The sequence below is a fragment of the Rhodococcus sp. NPDC079359 genome (assembly GCF_040702585.1).
Lineage (GTDB): Bacteria > Actinomycetota > Actinomycetes > Mycobacteriales > Mycobacteriaceae > Rhodococcoides.
On record NZ_JBFBLH010000003.1, the window covers coordinates 294780 to 315915 of the forward strand.

Genomic DNA, 21136 nt, shown 5'->3' on the forward strand with positions numbered 1-21136 from the left:
AACTACGGAGGGACTTCCCGGTTCAGGCCGGTAGTGTGGGCGCGGTGAGTCTTCTAGCTGCCTCGGAATCGGTGACGACCAATCTGGCGTTGTTACCTGGATTTCTCGACCCCGTGAACCTGCTCAACTCCTTCGGTCACTGGGTGCTGATCGGGCTGCTGCTGGTCGTGTTCATCGAGTCCGGGCTGCTATTTCCGCTGCTCCCAGGCGATTCGCTCCTCTTCACGGCCGGTTTGATCGCAGCGTCGAAGTCCACCGAGATCGAGCCGTTCGCGTCCATCTGGACTCTGGTGATCCTGATTCCGATTGCGGCAATCCTCGGTGATCAGGTCGGCTATCTGATCGGCACGAAGGGCGGCGCAGCCCTCTTCAAGAGCAACGATTCGCGCTTCTTCAAGAAGAAGTACATCGACGAATCGCACATATTCTTCGAGAAGCACGGTCCGATCACCATCATCCTGGCGCGCTTCGTGCCGATCGTGCGGACGTTCGCACCGGTCGTCGCCGGTGCGTCGCACATGAAGTACTCACTGTTTCTCACCTACAACGTCGTCGGCGGCGTGCTCTGGGGCGCGGGTGTGACCACCCTCGGTTACCTGCTCGGGCAGATCGCGTTCATCCGCGACCACGTCGACATCATCTTCCTGCTCATCGTCGCCGTCTCCGTACTGCCCATCGTCATCGAGGTCGGCAAGCGCATGATCAAGGCCCGCAAGACTCCGCTCGGGGAGGCCACCGACATGATCGAGGCAGACGCCCCGGACACCAAGTCCTGATCGAGATCTTCCGAAAGTGATCGAGTCCATGTCGTCGATTACCACTGCGCTGCCGACCGTCTCCGTTCAGGCCGTCGGCAGTTTCGGTCCGCTGGAGACAGCAGGCCCCCTCGTCGTGTGGATCATCGTCATGACTTTCGTCTTCATCGAATGCGCGGTGATCATCGGATTGTTCCTGCCGGGAGATTCGATGCTGATCACGGCAGGAATCGTGATGGCGACCCACGCGTCGGGCACCGGTCACATCTGGGCGCTGTCGCTCGGTGCGATGGTCGCCGCCATCGCCGGCAATCAGGTGGGGTACTCGATCGGTCACCGCACGGGCTCGACGCTGGTGGCCCGCAAGAACGGCAAATACCTCAACACCAAGAACCTGCACAAGGTCAATCTCCTGCTCGAGAAGCACGGATTCTGGGCGGTGCTGGTCGCGCGATGGATCCCCTGGGTGCGCACCCTGTGCCCGCTCGTCGCCGGTGCCGCGAAGATGGATCACCGCAAGTACACGATCGCCAGCACGCTCGGTGCCATCATCTGGGCTCCGGTGCTGTTGCTGATCGGGTTCTACTTCGGCTCGTTCATCGACGGCATCCCGTGGCTGATGCCCGCCGTCCTCATCGGCATGGTCGTGCTGCTGGTCGTCGGAACCGGACTCGGCATCTGGCAGTACCGCAAGGAAATGGCACGCCCCGAAGAGACCATCGAGGTCGAAGAGGTCGTGGAGTAGCGGCTCTAGAAACCTGCGGGAGTGGAGCCTGCGGAACGACTCAGAAACCTGCAGCTGCGACGCGGTATGCGGCTTCCATGAGCATCCAGCCGCCCAGTTGGACCGACAGGTCTCGCTCGGGTACGTCGGACGGTCGGACCGTTCCTTCGGTGAAGCTGGCGATGTGCAGACCTTGCCCCGGGAATCGGGCTTCGCGGGTCCAGTCGGCCCCGAACAGGGGGTTGTCTTCCACTTCGAGGCGGTTTTCCCACGCTGCTTCGGCCGAGTTCAGCACGATCGCAGCTGCGAGTTCGCGAGCTCGGTCGTCGGCGTCGGAGTCCCCGGGCAGCTTCACCGCGACCATCGCCAGGTACCGCGCGAGGATCGGGTTGAACAGGCCGCCGTCTCCCCCACCGCCGCCGGTGATGACGAGGTTGCGGGTCAGGTGGTTGTCGACTGCGTCGACCAGAGCATGGACTCGGTGCGCGTGCCTGGGTTCGCCGAGCCGAACTGCGAGTTCGGTCTCGAGGCCCAACGTGACGCCCTGGCAGTAGCTGTACACGGCGCGTTCCATCTCACCGGGTTTGCCGGCGTCGACGAGTGCGCGAGTGGAATGCATTCCGTCGAGAATCAGCCCCGTGCGCTCGTCCCTGAGGGTGCGGTCCATCCAGTCGGCCATCTCCTGGGCACGCCACAGCCGACCGGTGCGCGCCAACAAGATCGCGGCCGGACCGTTGGCGGGTGCGTTGTAGAAGTCGGACTTCTTGCGCCACGGAATGCCGCCGCCCTCGGCCGGAGCCCAGGCGTCGAACAATTCCATCTCGATCTGCTGGATGCCACCGCGATTGCCGACGAAGTGCTTCCGCTGCGCCCGTTCGAGCGCCAACCCGAGCCACGCCATGTCGTCGTAGTAGTTGTTGGTCCACCCGCTGACGTTGCGGGTTCGGTGCGCTCGGGTGATCTTGTTCAGTCGCCGACGGCGCTTGGGGGTGAGATCGCGATCTGCGGCGTCGACCGCGCAGTCGAGCAGGTGGGCCTGCCACCAGTAGTGCCAGCGCAGGAACATCCGTTCCTTCCGGACCGGTGGCCAGGCGACGACTCCCAACGTCGTGCCCGGTAGCCCCCAGAGCCGACGCATGTGCCGCGCGACGACGGCCCCCTCCGCGGCGTCCGCACGCTGCGACCACAACTCCTGCATACCCGCAATCCTGCCACTACCGTTGCAGATTCGTTACATCCCGCCCCGGAAACCGCCCCCGAAACCGTTCCGGAACCCGCTGTGGTGTCACCACGCAGTATCGATGTCGGCATGCCGCCGAATCCACGAGTGCATGGCAATTCCCGCGGCAACCCCGGCGTTGATACTGCGGGTGGAACCGAACTGGGCGATCGATACCGTCATCGACGCCAATTCGCGGGCACTGTCGGTGACGCCCGGTCCCTCTTGTCCGAAGAGCAGCAGGCAGTCGCGCGGCAACTCCGCCGTCTCGATCGGTACCGACCCCGGGGTGTTGTCGACGGCCACGACGACGAGGCCCTGCTCCGCGGCGAATTCCATCAGCGCTTCCACCGTGTCGTGGTGGTGGATGTGCTGGTAGCGGTCGGTGACCATGGCACCGCGGCGGTTCCACCGACGTCGCCCGACGATGTGCACCGCCTGGGCGGCGAAGGCGTTCGCGGTGCGCACCACCGTCCCGATGTTGGCGTCGTTGGTGAAGTTCTCGATGGCGACGTGCAGCGAATGCCGTCGGGTGTCGATATCGGCGACGATGGCCTCGCGCCGCCAGTAGCGGTAGGCGTCGACGACGTTGCGGCGGTCACCGCCTGCGAGCAGTTCCGGGTCCAACCGCGGGTCGTCGGGTGGTGGTTCGACGTGGGTGTCGGACCACGGTCCGACACCGTTGGGGTTCTCGCCCCACTCGGTGGGACCGGCATTGTCCGACGGAGAAGTGCTGTCGCTGCTCAATAGATTTCGTTGCTGTCCGGTGCGATGCGGAATCCGTGTCCGGTCGCATCGTCGACGCACGAGATGCCGTTCTCGGCGGACGTGCAGGTGAATCCGTTCTCGGCGATGGTCGCCCCGACCGCGAGCGGCGGATCGATCGTTTCCCCACCCGAGGTGTAGACCACGCCGCCGGAGCACATGAAGGCCGCCGGCCCTTGATTGGTGACTCGAATACCGTTGCCCCAGTTGATCATGCAATCCTCCGGCCGCGGCGGCACCGGAGTGGTGGTGCCCTGACACCCGGCCTCGGTGCGGTTCGACAGCGGCACGATTCCGCACTGGAACAGACCGTCGGGGGAACTGAAGTAGAAGGCGCCGCCGATGGCGGCGTACGTCGTCTGCGGTTCTGCGGTGGGCGGCGGCTCGACCGGAGGCGGGGGCGGCGGGAGCGCTTCTTCCGTCGTCGTCACCGGCGCAGGAGTGGTGGTTGCCGTGGTCGTCGTCGGCGCGAGAGTGGTGGTCGACGGCTGCGGCGGCTGGGCAGCGGACTCACTGCTGCAACCGGCGAGTACCAGCGCCGCGGCCCCGATTCCCACCGACCAGGCTCGAAACCGACCCATTCGCCTTGCCCTGCTCGAACGCAACCTGCTCGAACCCCACGTACTCAGCATGAAGAAACCCCGACCCACCTTTCGACACCGATTGCTCGAAAGACCGACGATACCGGCGTCAGGGCCGGCATCGTTCGGCGACGAGTTCTAGGTGTGGCTCAGGCGCCGGTTGACCTCGCGAGTGAGCCACGCGGGCGAGAAGCGCGAGCCGAGCGAGAGCGCCTTGGACGGCAAGCCGACCGGGAAATGCACCTTGTGCAGCCGACGCTTCACCGGCCGGGTCGCGTCGAAGATCGCGTCGGACACGTCTTTGACGGTGAGCCGGACACCCAACGAACTCGTGGTGCCCGTCGACACGCCCTGGGTCATCGCAGTCTGGACGAACAGCGGCCACATGGCCTTGACCGAGATGTCGTACTTGCTCCACTCGAGATCCAACGCCTCGGTGATGCCGCGTACCGCGAACTTGGTTGCGCCGTACGTCACCAGCTCGGGCTGACCGTAGATGGCCGACGCGGAACACAGGTTGACGACCTGCGCGCCTGCCGTGTCCTTGAGGTACGGGAAAGCCGCGAGGGTGCCGTAGACGACCCCGTTGACGTTGATGTCGATCTGACGGCGGTGCACCGACAGGGGCATGTCCTCGAAAGCGCCCGCGGCGAGGATTCCGGCGTTGTTGATCAGAATGTCGAGTCGACCGTCGCCCTCGGAGACGAACTCCTTCAACCGGGTTTCCCACTGGTCGGAGTTGGTTACATCCAAGATGCCGGTGACCACACGGCCGCTGAGCGAGGCAGCTTCCTTGCCGAGCGATGCCAAGCCGGTCTCGTCGATGTCGTAGGCACCGACGAGGTAGCCACTGGCGGCGAACTTGAGGGCCGTCGCGCGGCCGATACCGGCAGCTGCGCCTGAGATGAAGACAGTTGGTCGAGTCACATCGATCACCGTACATGTAACCCTACTTACCGGTAACCCCCTATCGTCGAATATCCAACGGCCGCTTTCGGCGGCGTAGGAGCACCGAAGTGAACAACGCGAGAATCGTGCGATCCGTCGTAGTCGTGACGATCGGCTACGCCCTTGTGCTGGCGATCTGGATCGGTTGGTTGAGGGACCGCACCCCACCGGGAACGCTTCCGTATCAGTTGGCAGCCCTGGTCGCCGGATTCGGCGCAGCTCTCGGACTGGCCATGCTGATCGCCGGACGCCCCACACGTGAGCAGAAGGAACTGATCGAACACGGCGTGGAGGGGTGGGCGACGGTCGATGCCATCCGCCGGATCGACGACGACACCGCCGAGTTGGACCTCGAATTCACCGTCCCGGGGTCGGGCAGCTACTTCGGCAAGATCGTCTACGACATCCCACGTTCGGACACCTCACGATTCGAGCCGGGCACCGTCATCGCCGTTCGCGTCGACCCTGCCCACCGCGAGCGGGTACTGCTGCTACCCCGAAGCCAGGGCCTCGACGAGTAGGACCTGCGCCGCCACATAGGTCGAGAGGATGATCGCTTCCGCGGCGCGCCGCCGACGGTCCTCGGTCAGGAAGAGCCGTCTGAACACGATCAGCGCGTCGGAGACGGTGAACAGAACACCGCCGATGATCAGCCTGCGATCGCCGCCGCGCGAGACCGAACGCGCAGACAGGGTCGACGTGGTCGCGAGCACCGCACCGTAGCCGGCCAGGGTCGACGCCACCGCGGGCTGCCGCCCGGCCAGGAGCGTCGATGCGACTGCCCATCCGGCGTATCGCGGAGCGGCGTCGAGCAGCGTCGGACGCGCACCCAGACGGAGCAGCAGATACGTATAACTGCCCTGCATCACCGCGAACGCACGCGCGCCCCATTCCAGAGCGGAATCGTCGTCGGGGTCGATCAACAGAACATCGCCGACCGTGGCCGCCGCAAGACCCGCCATGAGCACCCGATCTCGCGCCGGATCGAGCCCGCTCGCCAGCGCCGGGACGATCAGAGGCTTGGCCATACGCTGCACGGGCATCGACCCCGCCGCCGCACCGACCACGGTCACCGCACCCGCCACCAGCGCGGCTGCACGAGCCCGCCGAACCCGACCGACAACCATCGCAGACCTCCACCGACAATCTCGTCACAGCGAAAGTCACATGTGACGCTGACCCCTATCGCTTGATACTCGCAGGTCGCGTCGCCATCGTGGAGAGGTCGGTCGGATCATATCGAGGTAGTGGGGACCATCATGCGCCGCAAACTCACCGGGCAGGACAGTTCGGGACGATCCGCCTTCGCCGGCAATCCCAACCCTTTGCTCCGCGACTGCGACGTTCGTCAGGCGCGCATCAAGCACTGGGTGACCGCACTGCTGATACTCATGGTTCCGGTGTCGCTGTGGATCGGTGCCACTGCGCACTCCGATCAACAACAGCGACTCGAAGACCAGAAGAATTCGATTCACCAGGTCACCGCGACCACGACGGCAGTCGCACAATCCGTGCCCGCCGTATCCACCGAGCTCGGCGCATCCGGCGCAGCCGCAACTGCCGTCGACTCACGCTGGGTCTACCGAGGCGTCGAGCACACCGGACGCGTCAGCGTCGACACCGGATCGCCTGCCGGGACCACCACGCAGATCTGGGTCGACAACAGCGGCGATCTGAGCATGCGCCCCCTGACCTCGTCGGATGTCGTCGCCGCATCCATTTTCAACACCATCGGCAGCTGGGTGCTCGTGGCATCCGTTCTCATCGGTGCCTATCAATTGATGCGCTTCCGCTACGACGGTCGACGGGACGCCGAGTGGGACCGCGAGATCGCCGATCTGCTGCGGCAACACTGATCCGAGCTCGTCCATCTCCCTGGACTCGAGCGCATTTTGCGATAGATAGTTAGTGTATGTAACAATAAATCGGTGAGTCACTCCGACGAAGACATCCGAGATCTCCTCTCGCAGCTGGTCACCAGCTCGTCGCGCTTCGTCCGATTGGCCGCACGGTTCGGCAGCGACGAATGGCCGAGGGCGTGGATGCGGGCCCTGTCGTTGCTCGAGGAGTACCAGCCCCTGCGCATCAGCACCTTCGCGGAGCTGGACCGCTGTTCCCAACCCTCGGCAACGGCGCTGCTCGCCAAGTTGAGCAACGCCGATCTCGTCACCAGGCGACCCGACCCCGACGATTCGCGTGCCGTTCTCATCGAGATGACCGAGTCCGGCCACCGATGGCTCGCCGAAGGTCGACGCCACCTCGTCGACGGACTTCTCCCGTACCTGTCCGACCGCGACCCAGAACAGATCCAGAAACTGACCGACGGCTTGAGCGAGCTTCGCAGCATCCTCGAGCCCGTCGATCACGAAACGAGAGGAACTCTTTCGTGACCACCAGCACCTCGACCGACAGCCTGCTGAAGCAACCTCGCGCAGTATGGGCAGTTGCATTCGCCAGCGTCATCGCCTTCATGGGCATCGGTCTCGTGGACCCCATCCTCAAGCCCATCGGTGAACAGCTCGACGCCTCGCCGTCGCAGGTGTCACTGCTGTTCACCAGTTACATGCTGGTCACCGGCATCGCGATGCTGATCACCGGAGTGGTGTCGAGTCGCTTCGGCCCCAAGCGCACGCTGCTGGTGGGACTGGCGATCATCGTCGTCTTCGCAGCCCTGGCAGGCACGTCCGGATCGGTCGGCGAGATCATCGGATTCCGCGCAGGCTGGGGGCTGGGCAACGCCCTGTTCATCGCGACGGCGCTGTCGACCATCGTCGGTGCCGCATCGGGAGGTGTCGCTCGCGCGATCATCCTCTACGAGGCCGCACTCGGTATCGGTATCGCGACCGGCCCTCTCGTCGGTGGAGTTCTCGGCGGGTTCAGCTGGCGCGGACCGTTCTTCGGGGTGGCCGCACTGATGGCCGTCGCGTTCATCCTGCTCATCGTCATGCTTCCGGACACCCCGAAGCCCGCCCACACCACGTCGATACTCGATCCGTTCCGCGCGCTTCGTCACCGCGGCCTGCTCACTGTCGGCATCACCGCGCTGCTCTACAACTACGGATTCTTCACCCTCCTCGCCTACACCCCCTTCCCGTTGGACATGGGCACCTACTCCATCGGCTTCATCTTCTTCGGCTGGGGCCTGTGCCTGGCCGTGGCGTCGGTGTTCATCGCGCCGAAGCTGCAGCGGGCCTTCGGAACGCTGAACATGATGATGCTCGCGCTGCTGCTGTTCGCCGTCGACCTGGCCGTCATGGCGATGTTCACCGAGAACAAGACCGTCCTCGTCGTGGGAACCGTCGTGGCCGGGTTGTTCCTCGGCGTCAACAACACGCTGATCACCGAGACCGTGATGATCTCGGCACCGGTCGAGCGTTCGACGGCATCGGCGGCCTACAGTTTCGTTCGCTTCACCGGCGGGGCCGCGGCTCCCTATCTGGCCGGCAAACTGGGCGAGTCGAACATGCACGTCCCGTTCTGGGTGGGTGCCGCCTGCACTGCTCTGGCCATCGTCGCGTTGGCAACCGGCCGGAAGGTGCTCGCTCACGTCGACGATCACGAACCCGCACCTCACAGCATCGACGAGGCCCGCGCGGTGACGGTCGGCGACTGAAATACGTTCACCCGACTGGGTTTTCGCGGCGGTCGAGATGTACGCATCTCGACCGCCGTTTCACGTCTCAAATCTCTCTCGTCACATACGTCCCATCAGTAACACTTTCATAACCAATTCTCAGGTAAAGCTCTGAACGGTTCCCGAGACCGGCCGGTTGGTTTACGGTCACGTCAACACGGTTGTTCGTGTGACTCACCAACTACACCCGTTCCGCGTGGGAGGGCGGGTGCGTGCAGCACGATGCTGCCACTGACCGAAGGGCCACAATCTCCATGTCGCAGAAGTCGATCGCCAGGTCCAAGAAGGCGCGCCTCGCCGCTGCCGGGGCCGCCATGGCACTGTCCCTCTCCATCGCCGCACCGGGAATTGCCAGTGCGCAGGATCAGACACCCGAAAGCTCCTCCGTCGAACAGCCCGCCACCGAAGAAGGCACCGAGTCCGGCGCTCCCACCGCGGAAGAGGGCGCAACCGTCGAGGGATCGGCCACCGTCGACGGGCAGATCGAAGCGCCTGCTCCGGCCGTCACCCCTGAAGACGCCGCAGCGGCCGCCGCAGCGGCAGTGCCGGCCCCCGAGGTCCCGTCGGCCATCCGCCCACTGCCGCAGGTGACCGGTGGCGTCGTCTTCAACGACGACGGCACCGCGACGGTCAACCTGGACATCATCCCGCAGCTGTCCGACGCCGAGAAGCAGGCGATCGCCGACGCCGAGGCCGAGAGCAAGGCAGCGGTGGAAGCCACCACTGCCGCCCAGGTGCGGCTCGAGACCGCCAAGGCCGCCGAGGCCACCGCGAGCACCGACGCCACCAAGGCAGAGGTCGCCGCAGCCGAGGCCGACGTCAAGGCCAAGACGGCCGCCGCAGAGGCCAAGGCCGCCGTGGTCGCCAGCACGGCCGCCAGTGCTGCGGTCACCGCAGCCAAGAACGACGCTGCCGAGCTGAAGACCACCGCCGACGAGGCCAACGCTGCAGCGGACCAGGCCGAAGCCGACGCGACCGCAGCCGAGGAGCTTGCCGTCCAGCTCGAGGCCGCAGCGGTATCGGGCGATCCCGAGGCCACCGCAGAAGCCGAGGCAGCTCGCGCCGATGCGAACGCCAAGGCCGAACTGGCAGCAAGCGCCAAGGTCGAGGCAGATGCGTCGACCAAGGCCGTCGAGGATTCCGTCGCGGCACTGCAGGAGTCGTTCAAGAGCCTCAACCTCGCCAAGATCGCTGCGGCCACCAGGGCCGCAGCCGCGACCGCAGCGAAGTCGCTCGCACTGCACGTCGAAGCGCAGACGGCCGCTGCCGTGGCCGCGATGGCCGAGCAGAACGCTCTGAACCTCGAAGCTGCAGCCGAGGCCGCAGCAGGTGAGGAAACCGAATCCGAGAAGGCCGCAGCCGACGCCCGGACAGCAGCCGATGCTGCCAGGGCCGACGCCGAAGCCAAGGCCGACGCGGCCACCGCAGCTCAGGCTGCACTCGACGCCGCGCCGTCGGACGCCGATATCGCTGAGTTGGAAGCCGCGGCCGCCGACGCCGCACAGGCGGTGACCGATGCCAACGCAGCCGTTGTGGCCGCCGACGCGGATCTGCAGCTCAAGACCGAGGCAGCCGCAGCAGCCAAGACCAAGGCCACCGACGCCGCGACGGCGCTGACGGCCGCACAGGCAGACGTGACCGCAGCAAAGGCCAACTCCGACGAGAAGGCCAAGGCCGAAGCCGATCTGAAGGCCGCAGCCGCCGAATTGGCCGCCAGCGGACCGAAGTTCGAGTGGACGATCAATCTCGGAAACACCGTCCGCGAGGACGTTCCGGTCACCGAGGTCGACGAGAACACCGTCGTCGTCGACAAGACCGGAGTCTCCCTGGTTGGCGTCAAGAACGAGGACGGATCGTTCACGGTCGCGGACTACTTCACCACCGACGAGAACGGTGTCGTCAGTGTTGCCGGCGATCTGCCGCCGGTCGATCTCGCTCTCGGCGACTCCTCCGACGAGGCGTCGGGCGCATCGGACAGCTCGTCGAACACCCCGGTGATTCTCGCCGGAGTCGGCGTGGTCGTCGTCGCGGCTGCAGGCGGAGCGTTCTACCTGCGTCGCCGCAGCTCCACCGATGCCACCTCGTAGTACCCGCTGGTTGTGGACGGCGATCCTGACCTTCGTTCTCCTCGTATCAGGTTGTGCGAGTGACGAAGTCGGGGTCGCCGCGCCGGATCGCTCGCCGGTGCAGTCACAGATCACTGTGGCGGCACCGACGAGCGACATCGCTCCCGCTCAGCCGGAACACATCGAACTCCGGTCCTCGGACGGCACGACCTATCTGAGCAGCCCCATCCACCCCGATCCGCTCTACCGCGGCGGCGACAGTGGCCAGGTACTCAACCCGGTCGACGAGCTACCTGCATGGTGGGCCGAGAGCGGCATGCCGGGAACCTCCACCGAACAGACGGTAGTGGTTGCCGGACACAACTATTCGAAGCGCGACGCGCCGTTCAAGGCGCTGCGCGTGGTGATGCCCGGCGATACCGTCGCGTTGCGCACAGCGAGCGGCACTCTGGAGTACGCGGTCGAATCGGTCGGCCCCCTACCGAAGGGGTCACTGTTGGCCGACAACGAACTCCGACGCTCGGTGCCCGGACGATTGATCCTGGCGAACTGCGACGTCCAAGGCGGCGAACCCACCGACGACAACTTCGTCGTCGTCGCGCAACTGGTTCGCTGACAAGCCCTTTCGGGACCGGGATTACAGGCCGAGGTCCGCCAAGCCGAGCAAGGATCGATACTCGAGTCCCTCGGCGGCGATGACTTCGTCCGCCCCGGTCGCGCGGTCGACCACCGTGGCCACTCCGACGACCGTCGCGCCTGCGTCCCGCAGAGCCTTGACGGCAGTGAGCGGAGAATTTCCGGTCGTCGTCGTATCCTCAACCACCAGAACACGTTTGCCGACGATGTCCGGTCCCTCGATCTGACGCTGCATGCCGTGCGCCTTCGCTGCCTTGCGCACCACGAATGCATCGATCGGCCGTCCCTGGGCGTGCATGATCGACATCGCCACCGGATCTGCGCCCATCGTCAAGCCGCCGACCGAGACGAAATCCCAATCGGCAACCAGATCACGCATCAGCGAACCGATCAACGCACCTGCCCGGTGATGCAGGGTCGCGCGACGCAGATCCACGTAGTAGTCGGCTTCTTTGCCCGACGACAACGTGACCTTCCCATGCACGACGGCAAGCTCTTTCACCAAATCGGCCAGTTCCTGCCGGTCCGAATTCGCGGCACTCTCGGCCATGTTCGGATTCCTCTCGTCGCACCACGGATCTTCGATAGGTCGGTACGAACTTACCCACCGACTCGCGCGACCGCTCCCGGCGGCTCCGATGCTCGATCTCGGGTCGTTTCTGCCACTAGGCAGCGATGTGGGCCGACTGCTGCTCGTCGAGCAGTTCCTTGGTCTCCACGAACGGTTCCGGTGCGGTCAACGAACGAGACCTAGCGACGAGCGAGGACGGGAACGTGCCGATCGCCTGCGACAGCCGGTACGCGTTGTCGTTGTACACGCGTACCGCGCCTGCGATACGACGCTCGGTGACGTTCAGTTCTCCGGCCGGACCCTGAAAAGCCCAATTGCCCAACGCATTCTGACGCGCATCGGCGTCGGCGAGCACAGCATGGAACGCGGCGGACAACGCATTCTCGGCAGCGGCCTGCGACTGCAGACCCAGGCTGCGATCGCGCACTGCCTTGGACCACGACCGTGCACCGCCGAGCTGACGCAACAGATCACCGGACAGCCCGGTGGCCTCCGCGGCCGCGAGGAACGGGCCCAACTGCTCGTGACGCCGATCCAGTTCGACCTCGACCAGTCGCAGACTCTGCTCCGTCTGCTCGCTGTACCGACCGAGTCGACGCAGCGCGATCAGCACGTAACCGACCACGACAACCGCGACCAGGACCACCACTGCCACGACAACACCCGAAGAAACCGTCACGAGGTACGAATTTAGCCGCGTAAGCGCATCTGTGCCTGTAAACACGCCCGAACTTTCGTCAGGGCTGGTTGCGTCGGCGCTCCGAGTCGAAAGGAATCGGACGCGACGCAGGCGGATGCGGCACAGGACGCGACGGATTCGCCGAACGCGCAGCCTGCGGACCGGCCGCATCGGGCCGCGGCGGACGCGGCCTACGTCCGGGTTCCTGCGGACGTGGCTCGGAAGTACGAGGATCTCGGGTGCGGGGCTCCGGGGTACGAGGCTCCTGGGTACGGGGCTCGGCTATCCGAGGAGGCCGAATCCGAGGCTCGGGTGTCTTGGGCGCAGGCGTTCTCGGCTCGGCAACACGTGACTCCGGGCTTCGCACCGCCTGGATTCGGGGTTCCGCCACCCGAGGCTGGGGATCGTGCGGCACGTCCGCTTGCTGATTATGTGGCTCATGGACCAGCGGCCTACCCGGATCGCTTCGATCGCGGCCGGGATCGCCGGGGCGAGCGCCGTAGACGGCACTTCCACGAACCGGGGGCAGCACGTGCAACATGCCCGACAGTCGTGCGACCGCGTCGATCGCGGCGTCCCAATCGCGACCCGAACTGTTCAGCGGCAAGGACCCGAGCGTCCAGTCCTTCTCGCTCCACAGCAACTGCAGATTCGCTGGAATGGACTCGGTGAACGCGGCCATCCGCTGGTCGCAGACACGGCGAGCGATATCGACGTCGGTGGCGAACACCACGCGCGGCCCGATGGAACCGAGCAGTTCCATGTCCTCGTCGCGCGGCGGCGGCGTCGAGCGGGGCCGGAGGTCGATGTCGACATCGGAACCGACCGAACGCTGCACGGCCACGATGGTGCCTGTCTCCTCGACGTCGAAGAGAACGAACTCCTCACCGCGCCGAACACCGGTCACCACTCCCAGAGCCACGTCGAACTCGGGCTTGGACAGAGCAGCGCGAGAGAACCGAGTGACCAGTTCTCGATCGTGCGGTCGATACTCGTACCCCTGCGCCTTGGCCCACATCTGCCGGACACGTCCGGACCGATCTCGCTTGGACCTGTCGATGTAGAGCAGCGCCACTGCACCCATCAGTGCAATTGCCGCAAGGCCGAACCACATTGCCGTCATCGCGAACCACCTTAATCGACATCCACACCTTCACCGCCCACCACCGCCGGGTCCTGTGAACGGTCCCTACGACTGCTCGGGTTGCCTATGGGGTCATTCCGCAGGCTCCACTCCTAGCCACCGAGACTGGGCGTTTCGATGATGACGTTCGCGCGAATCGTTCCGTCCTCGACGGCCTCGCCCTGGACCACGACGAAAGCACCGACCGCCAGCGACGCCAGATCGCTACCGGACAACGAGATTATCTGGGTCTGGGGTGTGGTCTGCACCGTCACCGGAGCGCCGTCGAGTCCGTCGAGTGTCAGAGTCGAACCGTCGTTGGCGCTGATCGTTCCCACCGACGACCCCAGCTGACCGAGAATCTCGGGAATTCCTCCCGGGATCAGCTCGGGCGTGGTGGCGGTGCCCGATTCGGTGGGCTGCGGCGTGGTCGTGGGTGCACTCGAGGTGGGCGGTCGGATCGACGTCGACGGCGCAGAAGCGGTGGTCGACTCGTCGGATCCCCCGCTCAGGAAGGAAATCCCGAACACCACGACGATGGCGAGTACGACGAGTCCGATCAGCGCCAGAACCCACGGTCGTGGCCCCTTGCTGCCGGAATCGGCGGCGTTCGGATCATCGCCGGGAGGCGGAGCGCCGTACTCCGGCGGCTGCCCGAACTGCTGGGTGTGGCCGAATTGCTGAGTGTTGCCGTACTGCTGCGGCTGCCCGTACTGCGCAGTCTCGTACCCCTGGCCGTACTGCTGGGTTTGGCCGTAGGCCTGATTCGCCGCCGCCTGCTGCTCGGGGTCGTACGGCGGAAATGCCTGCGTGGGCTGATACCCCGGCGGATAGGCCTGGGGGTCGGGGTTCTGCTGGGCAGGATTCTGCTGAGTCGGATACTGATAGGCCGGATCCTGATAGCCCGGGTTCTGGTACGCCGGGTTCTGGTACGCCTGGGTCGGATATGCCTCGGTGGGGTGAGCGCCGTCGGGATACTGCTGGGCTCCGGGGTACGGCCGACCGTAGTCCTTGGTCGGCTCGGATGGCTCCGCCTGGGGTGCTGCGTCCTGATCGCGCTCCCGAGGTGACCGTGGGTCGTCCGGATTCGTCATTCCACGAGCGTACCTATCCGGCACTTCCCGGTTGAAGGCACAAAACAGGCCCACCCGAGCAGTGCTCGGGTGGGCCTGTTGCGGAGAAGGGCCGCCGCTAGCCCAGGATCAGGCGTTCGCCGTCCGGGCTCGAGTTGACCGACACCACGTCGCCGTCGTGGACGTCGCCGGCGAGCAGGAGCTTCGCCAGTTGATCGCCGATCGCCTGCTGGATCAGCCTGCGGAGCGGACGCGCGCCGTACAGCGGGTCGTAGCCGCGGGCCGCGAGCCACAACTTGGCCGGCGAGGACACCTCCAACGTCAGGCGACGAGCCGCGAGACGCTTGGCGAGGAAGCCGAGCTGAATGTCGACGATCGACTCGAGCTGGTCCTCGGACAAGGCGTCGAACACCACGACATCGTCGAGGCGGTTGACGAACTCGGGCTTGAACGAGCGCCGCACCGCGTCCATCACCTGCTCCTTGGTGCCGCCGGCACCGAGGTTGGAGGTGAGGATCAGGATCGTGTTGCGGAAGTCGACGGTCCGGCCCTGGCCGTCGGTGAGGCGGCCTTCGTCCAGTACGGCGAGCAGGATGTCGAACACGTCGGGGTGCGCTTTCTCGACCTCGTCGAAGAGCACCACGGTGTACGGACGCCTGCGCACGGCTTCGGTCAGCTGGCCGCCGGCCTCGTAGCCCACGTAGCCCGGAGGCGCACCGACGAGCCGAGCGACGGCGTGCTTCTCGCTGTACTCGCTCATGTCGATGCGGACCATCGCGCGTTCGTCGTCGAAGAGGAACTCCGCCAACGCTTTCGCCAGCTCGGTCTTGCCGACGCCGGTGGGTCCGAGGAACAGGAACGATCCCGTCGGACGGTTGGGATCGGCCACTCCGGCGCGGGAGCGTCGGACGGCGTCGGACACCGCTTGTACTGCGTCCTTCTGTCCGACGACTCTCTTGCCTAGCTCGTCTTCCATGCGGAGCAGCTTCGCGGTCTCGCCTTCGAGCATCCGGCCGGCCGGAATTCCGGTCCAGGCTGCGACGACGTCGGCGACGTCGTCCGGGCCCACTTCCTCCTTGAGCATCACGTCACCCTGGGCGGGCGAGTCCTCGGTCTTGGCTGCGAGCTCCTTCTCGAGGGTCGGGATGCGTCCGTAGCGCAGTTCGGCGGCCTTGCCCAGATCGCCGTCGCGTTCGGCGCGATCGGATTCGCCGCGCAGGTTCTCGAGCTCCTCCTTCAGTGCCCGTACCGAATCGATGGCGTTCTTCTCGTTCTGCCAGCGGGTGCTGAGCCCGGCCAACTTCTCCTGCAGGTCGGCCAGCTCCTGGCGGAGCTTGTCGAGTCGAGCCTTCGACGCGTCGTCGGTCTCCTTCGCCAGTGCCATCTCCTCGATTTCGAGGCGACGGACGGCGCGTTCGACCTCGTCGATCTCGACGGGGCGCGAGTCGATCTCCATGCGCAGACGGGACGCGGCCTCGTCGACCAGGTCGATCGCCTTGTCCGGCAGGAACCGGGCGGTGATGTACCGGTCGCTCAGGGTTGCCGCGGCGACGAGGGCGGAGTCCGTGATCCGGACGCCGTGATGCACCTCGTAGCGTTCCTTGAGTCCGCGCAGGATGCCGACGGTGTCCTCGACCGACGGCTCACCGACGTAGACCTGCTGGAAGCGTCGTTCGAGAGCGGCGTCCTTCTCGATGTACTTGCGATACTCCTCGAGGGTCGTCGCACCGACGAGACGCAGTTCGCCGCGGGCGAGCATCGGTTTGATCATGTTGCCCGCATCCATCGCCGATTCACCGCTCGCGCCGGCTCCGACGATGGTGTGCAACTCGTCGATGAACGTGATGACCTGACCGGCGGAGTTCTTGATGTCGTCGAGCACGGCCTTGAGCCGTTCCTCGAACTCACCGCGGAACTTCGCGCCGGCGACCATCGAACCGAGGTCGAGAGAGACGACGGTCTTGCCGCGCAGGCTTTCGGGTACGTCGCCGGCGATGACGCGCTGGGCCAGTCCTTCGACGATGGCCGTCTTGCCGACGCCGGGTTCGCCGATGAGCACCGGGTTGTTCTTGGTGCGTCGGGAGAGAACCTGTACGACTCGCCGGATCTCGGTGTCGCGGCCGATGACCGGATCGAGCTTGCCTTCCCGGGCGAGCGCGGTCAGGTCGGTGCTGTACTTCTCCAGCGCCTGGTAGGTGTTCTCCGGATCGGCGCTGGTGACCCGAGCGCTGCCCCGGACGGCCTGGAAGGCGTCGCGCAGCTCGTTGGGTCCGGCTCCGTGGCCGGTCAGCAGCTTGGCGACGTCGTCGTTTCCGGTCGCCAGGCCGACCATCAGATGCTCGGTGGAGACGTACTCATCGTCGAGTTCGGTGGCCAGGTGCTGCGCTGCGGTGATCGCGGCGAGGGTTTCACGGCCGAGTTGCGGAGTGGTGGTCGAACCGGTTGCCGAGGGCAGCCGGTCGACGAGGCTCTGCGCTTCTCGACGCACCGTTGCGGGGTCGACGCCGACGGCCTTCAGCAAGGGAGTGGCGATGCCGTCGGTCTGATCGAGCAACGCCACCAACAAATGTGCCGGACGGATATCCGGGTTACCGGCCGCGGATGCGGCCTGCAGAGCAGCGGAGAGTGCTGCCTGCGACTTCGTGGTGGGAGTGAAGCTGTCCACCGGTCACCTTCTTTCGACTGGGTTCTGCAAAGACTGTCGCTCGGTACAACCATAGCGAAGTTGAGTCTGTTCCGCTCAACCTTGGATTTCTCCACATTCTGCGACGTGCGCGATATCCTCGACCGGTCTACTTTGGTGTCGGTCGACAGCAGTGATTCGGTGGGGTGGAGGTGGATCGATGCTCGACGCACGCACGATCTCCCTGGTCCGCACCGGATTCAAATCCGTCGTGGCCGCTCAGGACGGTCCGGCGCGGCTGTCCCGGTCCTTCTACGGCCATCTCTTCGCCCAGCACCCCGACTTCCGAGCTCTGTTTCCCGCCTCGATGGATGCCCTGCGTGAACACTTCGTCATGGCACTCGGCTACGTCTTCGAGCATCTCGACGATCCCGACCGCGTCGAACCGTTCCTCGAACAACTCGGCCGGGACCACCGCAAGCACGGAATCTCCGGCGCGCACTTCCGTGCGGGCAGTTCGGCTCTGATCAGCGCGTTCCGCACCTTCGCCGGCAACGAGGTATGGACCGACGAGGTCGAGACGGCCTGGAACGATGCACTGACCGTGGTGAGCGATGCGATGGCCGTCGCCGCCGACGACGACGAACTGCCGCCTTTCTGGAGTGCCACCGTCGTCGAGCATCAGCGGGTGCTCGACGACCTCGCGGTGGTTCGATTGAAGACCGACGGCGAGATCCCGTACTTCCCCGGGCAGTACGTCAGTGTGCAGATTCCGCAGCGGCCCAAGCTCTGGCGGTATCTGTCCCCGGCCATTCCCAGCAATCCGTACGGCGAGATCGAGTTCCATGTTCGACGCGTATCCGGGGGCTGGGTGTCACCGGCGATGGTCACCGAGACCGCGGTGGGTGATCGCTGGTCGATCAGTCCGCCGCTGGGCGGGATGCATGTCGATCGCGCGATCGGCGAGGACGTGTTGATGATCGCGGGAGGCACCGGTCTGGCTCCGCTGCGTGCGCAGGTCATGGAGATGGCGCAGCGCAGCAACAATCCGCGGGTGCATCTGTTCGTCAGCGGAACGTATCCGTGCGATCTCTACGATCTGGACACGTTGTGGCAGCTGTCGCTGTCGAATCCATGGTTGACGATCGTTCCGGTGACCGAGCAGCTCGAGAATCCGTGGTGGTATTCGGGCACGCCTCGCGAACTGCCGTGGGGAATGCACCACCGTCTGCACGGTGCGGTGGGCAAGGTGGTGACCCAGTTCGGCTCGTGGGCCGATCGGCAGATTCAGATCTGCGGGTCTCCGTCGATGGTGCGAACGACGATCTACGCCCTCCGCAAAGTGGGCACGCCGATGGAGCACATTCAGCACGATCCGTTCTGAATCAGTCTGCGCTGCAGGGCAATCAGCTGGACAGCGATTTCGGCGGCAGATCCTCGACGATTCCGCCGGCCACCAGTCGCGGAGTCCACGTCTCGGTGATGAGCCGGCCGTCTCCGGTGATGATCGCGTCGGGGTCGGGATCGATCAGGATGGGATAGCCGGTGTCTGCGGTGGCGAGAATGTTCTGCACCAGGAGGCCGTTCTCGATGGTGTAGTGCACCGAAACCGGATACAGGTCGGAGTCGAATGCCCATGGGCGACCGATGAATATCACTGCATCGCCGAGATCGTCGAGTACCGACACCGAGCCATCGCGCTCGAGCCGCAGGCTCCACTGAGGCGGCATGGACGTGGCGAACTCGAATCTGTGGGGCGCTCGGGCGTCGAGCAGGTGGATCATCAACAGCGCGCCGTCGCGGGGATCTCGTTGCGGAACAATGACTTCGAACGATCCGCATTCGTAGAATCGGGACCCGAACGGCCCCGGGATGCCCGCGCCGAGATCGTCTGCGATGGTGAGTGCGAGCCGAACGAACCCGGAGCCGTCCTCGGCCCTGAGCGTGATTCCCTCGGAGGGGTGCGGCAGGCGCGATTCGTCCCGCGGCGCGTAGGACAGCACGGCGCGTAGCAGCGGCTCGACCACCTCCGCGTCACCGTCTCGTGAATCGAACGTTCGCCGTCGACGATCGGTCATCTCCACCCCCTTCGCCTGGCAAGACAGTCTGCCACCGGGGCTCGAATCACGCGTCCGATTCTGCGGAAAACCATTCGTTCGATCCCGCTCTCGGGGCACCCGCCTGCCCGGGCTCGCCCCTCTATGTCCACCGACGCATGAAACCGATCAGTACGATTTTCTGACGAATTTCTGCAGGTCAGCCATGGTTCGCGGGATCCACGGCAGCGGCTACTATGAGCCGGTTCGGTCCGCGGCGGACCGATCTGCCCGGGTGGGCAGCGGCTGTATCAGGAAGGCACACACATCCCCGATGTCCGCTGATTTCGCCGCACGTCTGAACCATCTGTTCGCCACGATCCACCCGCCCGGACGCAAGCCACACACCAACGCCGAGGTCGCCGACGCTCTCGCCTCGCGCGGACACCAGATCTCCAAGCCCTACATCTCGCAATTGCGGTCGGGGCAGCGCGCCAATCCGTCCGCGGACACCGTCGCGGCGCTGGCCGCGTTCTTCAAGGTCAAGCCCGACTACTTCTTCGACAACATCTATGCGACGAAGGTCGACCACGATCTCGAACTGCTCACCCAACTGAAGGGCTACGGTCTGCGCCGCCTGTCCGCTCGGGCATTCGACCTGTCCGAGGAATCGCAAAATCTGCTCAGCTCGATGGCCGAGAAACTCCGCGTGAGCGAAGGCCTACCCGCGGTGCCGCCGGACAGCACCCGTTAGAACCCGCTAGGACCCGGCCCTGGCGGCAATCCTTGCCTGCACTTCCGGACGCCGCAGCGGCGGCACCGTCGGCGGTGGCTGACGCCGCTCGGGAAGCGCATCGAGGAGTCGGTGCGTCGTCGCCGTCACCTCGGCGACGGCCAGCTCGAACGCATCGCGGGTGGCGTCCGACGTCTTCTGTACGCCGCTGATCTTGCGGACGTACTGACGCGCGGCCGCTTCGATCTCGGCGTCGGTGGCGTGCGGTTCCAACCCTCGCAGGGTGGTGATGTTTCGGCACATATCTCGACGATAGCCCCGCATCTCACACCTCGAGAAGACCCGACAACGCCCGTAGACACAACGCGCGCACCTGCTCGCGGTCGAGAGTTCTGCGCTCCACCCAGTCCAGACACACAGCTCGCACGAAGGCGATCCAGCCGCGCAGCGCGGTGCGTACCGTTTCGTCGTCCTGCAACGTCGTCGGCAGCGCGGCAAGGATCCGCTGCTGCTGGACGTCGAACTCGCGCGTGAGGATCTCGTTGATCAGAGGATCCCCCAGCAACGTGCCGCGATTGACCGCGCGGACGCCGTGCGCATGTTCGTCGGTGTACGAGATGTACGCATCGAGGCCTGCGGCGATCTGCTCGAATACCGGCAACGAGGTGTCCGGCGCGGTCAGACCGAGGTTGCGCTCCGATTCGGCGCGGACGATCTCGACGAAGAACTCCCGCTTGGACGGGAAGTAGTGATACATCAATCCGCGTGACACGCCGGCAAGGTCTGCGACCTCCTCGATCCAGACGTCCTCGTACGGCCGCTCGGCGAACAGTGCCGAGCCGATCTCGATCAGCTGCGCACGCCGCAGTGCCGGCGTCATGCGCTTGCGCGGTGTGGTCATGGGCCTCGAACCTTACTTGACACCGGTTCAACAGTGAGTACGGTCACTATTTGACACGGTTCAACAAGG

The 21136-nt window shown here is 65.4% G+C and carries 23 protein-coding genes; 10 read left to right on the plus strand and 13 right to left on the minus strand.

Annotated features, from left to right (window positions below; all coding sequences use genetic code 11):
- The first annotated feature begins 44 nt into the window (after positions 1-44).
- Together AB0362_RS09695 and AB0362_RS09700 are read left to right on the plus strand one after the other, a co-directional pair.
- Positions 45-776 (plus strand): VTT domain-containing protein, encoded by a 732-nt coding sequence (locus AB0362_RS09695; protein WP_269596671.1) that lies wholly within the window; start codon positions 45-47, stop codon positions 774-776.
- A 28-nt stretch (positions 777-804) separates the two neighbouring features.
- Positions 805-1500, plus strand: a complete 696-nt coding sequence (locus tag AB0362_RS09700) for a DedA family protein (RefSeq protein WP_068053945.1) — start codon at positions 805-807, stop codon at positions 1498-1500.
- A 40-nt stretch (positions 1501-1540) separates the two neighbouring features.
- On the opposite strand, the gene AB0362_RS09705 is transcribed toward AB0362_RS09700, so the two are convergent.
- The 4 genes from AB0362_RS09705 to AB0362_RS09720 all read right to left on the minus strand — a co-directional run bounded on the left by AB0362_RS09705 (position 1541) and on the right by AB0362_RS09720 (position 4971).
- Positions 1541-2677 carry a glycoside hydrolase family 76 protein gene (locus AB0362_RS09705; RefSeq protein WP_317533918.1) on the minus strand — a complete coding sequence of 379 codons (1137 nt, stop codon included), beginning with the start codon at positions 2675-2677 and terminating at the stop codon, positions 1541-1543.
- An 87-nt stretch (positions 2678-2764) separates the two neighbouring features.
- Complete coding sequence (locus tag AB0362_RS09710; RefSeq protein WP_317809657.1) at positions 2765-3445, minus strand: RNA methyltransferase; 681 nt, start codon at positions 3443-3445, stop codon at positions 2765-2767.
- Positions 3442-4044 (minus strand): DUF6636 domain-containing protein, encoded by a 603-nt coding sequence (locus AB0362_RS09715; protein WP_317809655.1) that lies wholly within the window; start codon positions 4042-4044, stop codon positions 3442-3444. Before AB0362_RS09715 ends, AB0362_RS09710 begins: the two co-directional genes overlap by 4 nt.
- 138 nt (positions 4045-4182) lie before the next feature.
- Complete coding sequence (locus tag AB0362_RS09720) at positions 4183-4971, minus strand: SDR family oxidoreductase (protein ID WP_068053942.1); 789 nt, start codon at positions 4969-4971, stop codon at positions 4183-4185.
- Positions 4972-5060: 89 nt separating this feature from the next.
- Here AB0362_RS09720 and AB0362_RS09725 point away from each other — a divergent pair, with 89 nt between their 5' ends.
- Positions 5061-5513 (plus strand): hypothetical protein, encoded by a 453-nt coding sequence (locus tag AB0362_RS09725; protein ID WP_300521151.1) that lies wholly within the window; start codon positions 5061-5063, stop codon positions 5511-5513.
- On the opposite strand, the gene AB0362_RS09730 is transcribed toward AB0362_RS09725, so the two are convergent.
- The gene (locus AB0362_RS09730) at positions 5484-6119 is read right to left on the minus strand and encodes a lysoplasmalogenase family protein (protein ID WP_317809654.1); all 636 of its coding nucleotides are present in this window, start codon (positions 6117-6119) and stop codon (positions 5484-5486) included. The two genes, AB0362_RS09725 and AB0362_RS09730, sit on opposite strands and share 30 nt — an antisense overlap.
- 132 nt (positions 6120-6251) lie before the next feature.
- Between AB0362_RS09730 and AB0362_RS09735 the strand changes: the two genes are divergently transcribed.
- The 5 genes from AB0362_RS09735 (at position 6252) to AB0362_RS09755 (ending at position 11308) form a co-directional block, all read left to right on the plus strand.
- Entirely contained in the window at positions 6252-6848 is a 597-nt protein-coding gene (locus AB0362_RS09735; protein ID WP_143545925.1) for a hypothetical protein, read from the plus strand.
- Positions 6849-6920: 72 nt separating this feature from the next.
- Positions 6921-7382: a MarR family transcriptional regulator gene (locus tag AB0362_RS09740; protein WP_149406507.1), complete on the plus strand. Its 462-nt coding sequence runs from the start codon at positions 6921-6923 to the stop codon at positions 7380-7382.
- The gene (locus AB0362_RS09745; RefSeq protein ID WP_317533914.1) at positions 7379-8605 is read left to right on the plus strand and encodes an MFS transporter; all 1227 of its coding nucleotides are present in this window, start codon (positions 7379-7381) and stop codon (positions 8603-8605) included. Before AB0362_RS09740 ends, AB0362_RS09745 begins: the two co-directional genes overlap by 4 nt.
- 275 nt (positions 8606-8880) lie before the next feature.
- Positions 8881-10713 carry a hypothetical protein gene (locus AB0362_RS09750; RefSeq protein ID WP_317533913.1) on the plus strand — a complete coding sequence of 611 codons (1833 nt, stop codon included), beginning with the start codon at positions 8881-8883 and terminating at the stop codon, positions 10711-10713.
- 97 nt (positions 10714-10810) lie between these two features.
- On the plus strand, positions 10811-11308 hold the full coding sequence (locus AB0362_RS09755) for a class F sortase (RefSeq protein ID WP_317533912.1): 498 nt from the start codon (positions 10811-10813) through the stop codon (positions 11306-11308).
- 21 nt (positions 11309-11329) lie between these two features.
- On the opposite strand, the gene pyrE is transcribed toward AB0362_RS09755, so the two are convergent.
- The 5 genes from pyrE to clpB all read right to left on the minus strand — a co-directional run bounded on the left by pyrE (position 11330) and on the right by clpB (position 17439).
- Positions 11330-11878 carry an orotate phosphoribosyltransferase gene (pyrE, locus tag AB0362_RS09760; protein WP_094687780.1) on the minus strand — a complete coding sequence of 183 codons (549 nt, stop codon included), beginning with the start codon at positions 11876-11878 and terminating at the stop codon, positions 11330-11332.
- A 115-nt stretch (positions 11879-11993) separates the two neighbouring features.
- The gene (locus tag AB0362_RS09765) at positions 11994-12578 is read right to left on the minus strand and encodes a LemA family protein (protein ID WP_317533911.1); all 585 of its coding nucleotides are present in this window, start codon (positions 12576-12578) and stop codon (positions 11994-11996) included.
- Positions 12579-12636: 58 nt separating this feature from the next.
- Positions 12637-13701: a hypothetical protein gene (locus tag AB0362_RS09770; RefSeq protein WP_317533910.1), complete on the minus strand. Its 1065-nt coding sequence runs from the start codon at positions 13699-13701 to the stop codon at positions 12637-12639.
- Positions 13702-13814: 113 nt separating this feature from the next.
- Positions 13815-14795 carry a DUF5666 domain-containing protein gene (locus AB0362_RS09775; RefSeq protein WP_317533909.1) on the minus strand — a complete coding sequence of 327 codons (981 nt, stop codon included), beginning with the start codon at positions 14793-14795 and terminating at the stop codon, positions 13815-13817.
- A gap of 97 nt (positions 14796-14892) precedes the next feature.
- Positions 14893-17439 (minus strand): ATP-dependent chaperone ClpB, encoded by a 2547-nt coding sequence (gene clpB, locus AB0362_RS09780; protein WP_283347694.1) that lies wholly within the window; start codon positions 17437-17439, stop codon positions 14893-14895.
- A 178-nt stretch (positions 17440-17617) separates the two neighbouring features.
- Between clpB and AB0362_RS09785 the strand changes: the two genes are divergently transcribed.
- Entirely contained in the window at positions 17618-18781 is a 1164-nt protein-coding gene (locus tag AB0362_RS09785) for a globin domain-containing protein (protein WP_068053851.1), read from the plus strand.
- A gap of 22 nt (positions 18782-18803) precedes the next feature.
- Here the strand turns inward: AB0362_RS09785 and AB0362_RS09790 are convergent, their stop codons facing one another.
- Positions 18804-19475 (minus strand): hypothetical protein, encoded by a 672-nt coding sequence (locus AB0362_RS09790; RefSeq protein ID WP_141215322.1) that lies wholly within the window; start codon positions 19473-19475, stop codon positions 18804-18806.
- 292 nt (positions 19476-19767) lie between these two features.
- On the opposite strand from AB0362_RS09790, the gene AB0362_RS09795 reads away from it, so the two are divergent.
- Positions 19768-20187 (plus strand): helix-turn-helix domain-containing protein, encoded by a 420-nt coding sequence (locus AB0362_RS09795; RefSeq protein WP_068053936.1) that lies wholly within the window; start codon positions 19768-19770, stop codon positions 20185-20187.
- A 6-nt stretch (positions 20188-20193) separates the two neighbouring features.
- Here AB0362_RS09795 and AB0362_RS09800 read toward each other — a convergent pair whose 3' ends face one another.
- On the minus strand, positions 20194-20469 hold the full coding sequence (locus AB0362_RS09800; RefSeq protein WP_317809652.1) for a DUF2277 domain-containing protein: 276 nt from the start codon (positions 20467-20469) through the stop codon (positions 20194-20196).
- 22 nt (positions 20470-20491) lie between these two features.
- The gene (locus tag AB0362_RS09805) at positions 20492-21067 is read right to left on the minus strand and encodes a TetR/AcrR family transcriptional regulator (protein WP_094640941.1); all 576 of its coding nucleotides are present in this window, start codon (positions 21065-21067) and stop codon (positions 20492-20494) included.
- Between the last annotated feature and the right edge of the window lie 69 nt (positions 21068-21136).

What these genes read in the sequence shown, in the direction of transcription:
- AB0362_RS09700 (WP_068053945.1), top strand. Translation starts at nt 805, where the DNA reads ATGTCGTCGATTACCACTGCGCTGCCGACCGTCTCCGTTCAGGCCGTC.
- AB0362_RS09705 (WP_317533918.1), bottom strand. Translation starts at nt 2,677, where the DNA reads ATGCAGGAGTTGTGGTCGCAGCGTGCGGACGCCGCGGAGGGGGCCGTC.
- AB0362_RS09715 (WP_317809655.1), bottom strand. Translation starts at nt 4,044, where the DNA reads ATGGGTCGGTTTCGAGCCTGGTCGGTGGGAATCGGGGCCGCGGCGCTG.
- AB0362_RS09730 (WP_317809654.1), bottom strand. Translation starts at nt 6,119, where the DNA reads ATGGTTGTCGGTCGGGTTCGGCGGGCTCGTGCAGCCGCGCTGGTGGCG.
- AB0362_RS09735 (WP_143545925.1), top strand. Translation starts at nt 6,252, where the DNA reads ATGCGCCGCAAACTCACCGGGCAGGACAGTTCGGGACGATCCGCCTTC.
- AB0362_RS09750 (WP_317533913.1), top strand. Translation starts at nt 8,881, where the DNA reads ATGTCGCAGAAGTCGATCGCCAGGTCCAAGAAGGCGCGCCTCGCCGCT.
- pyrE (WP_094687780.1), bottom strand. Translation starts at nt 11,878, where the DNA reads ATGGCCGAGAGTGCCGCGAATTCGGACCGGCAGGAACTGGCCGATTTG.
- AB0362_RS09770 (WP_317533910.1), bottom strand. Translation starts at nt 13,701, where the DNA reads ATGACGGCAATGTGGTTCGGCCTTGCGGCAATTGCACTGATGGGTGCA.
- AB0362_RS09775 (WP_317533909.1), bottom strand. Translation starts at nt 14,795, where the DNA reads ATGACGAATCCGGACGACCCACGGTCACCTCGGGAGCGCGATCAGGAC.
- AB0362_RS09785 (WP_068053851.1), top strand. Translation starts at nt 17,618, where the DNA reads ATGCTCGACGCACGCACGATCTCCCTGGTCCGCACCGGATTCAAATCC.
- AB0362_RS09790 (WP_141215322.1), bottom strand. Translation starts at nt 19,475, where the DNA reads ATGACCGATCGTCGACGGCGAACGTTCGATTCACGAGACGGTGACGCG.
- AB0362_RS09795 (WP_068053936.1), top strand. Translation starts at nt 19,768, where the DNA reads ATGTCCGCTGATTTCGCCGCACGTCTGAACCATCTGTTCGCCACGATC.
- AB0362_RS09800 (WP_317809652.1), bottom strand. Translation starts at nt 20,469, where the DNA reads ATGTGCCGAAACATCACCACCCTGCGAGGGTTGGAACCGCACGCCACC.
- AB0362_RS09805 (WP_094640941.1), bottom strand. Translation starts at nt 21,067, where the DNA reads ATGACCACACCGCGCAAGCGCATGACGCCGGCACTGCGGCGTGCGCAG.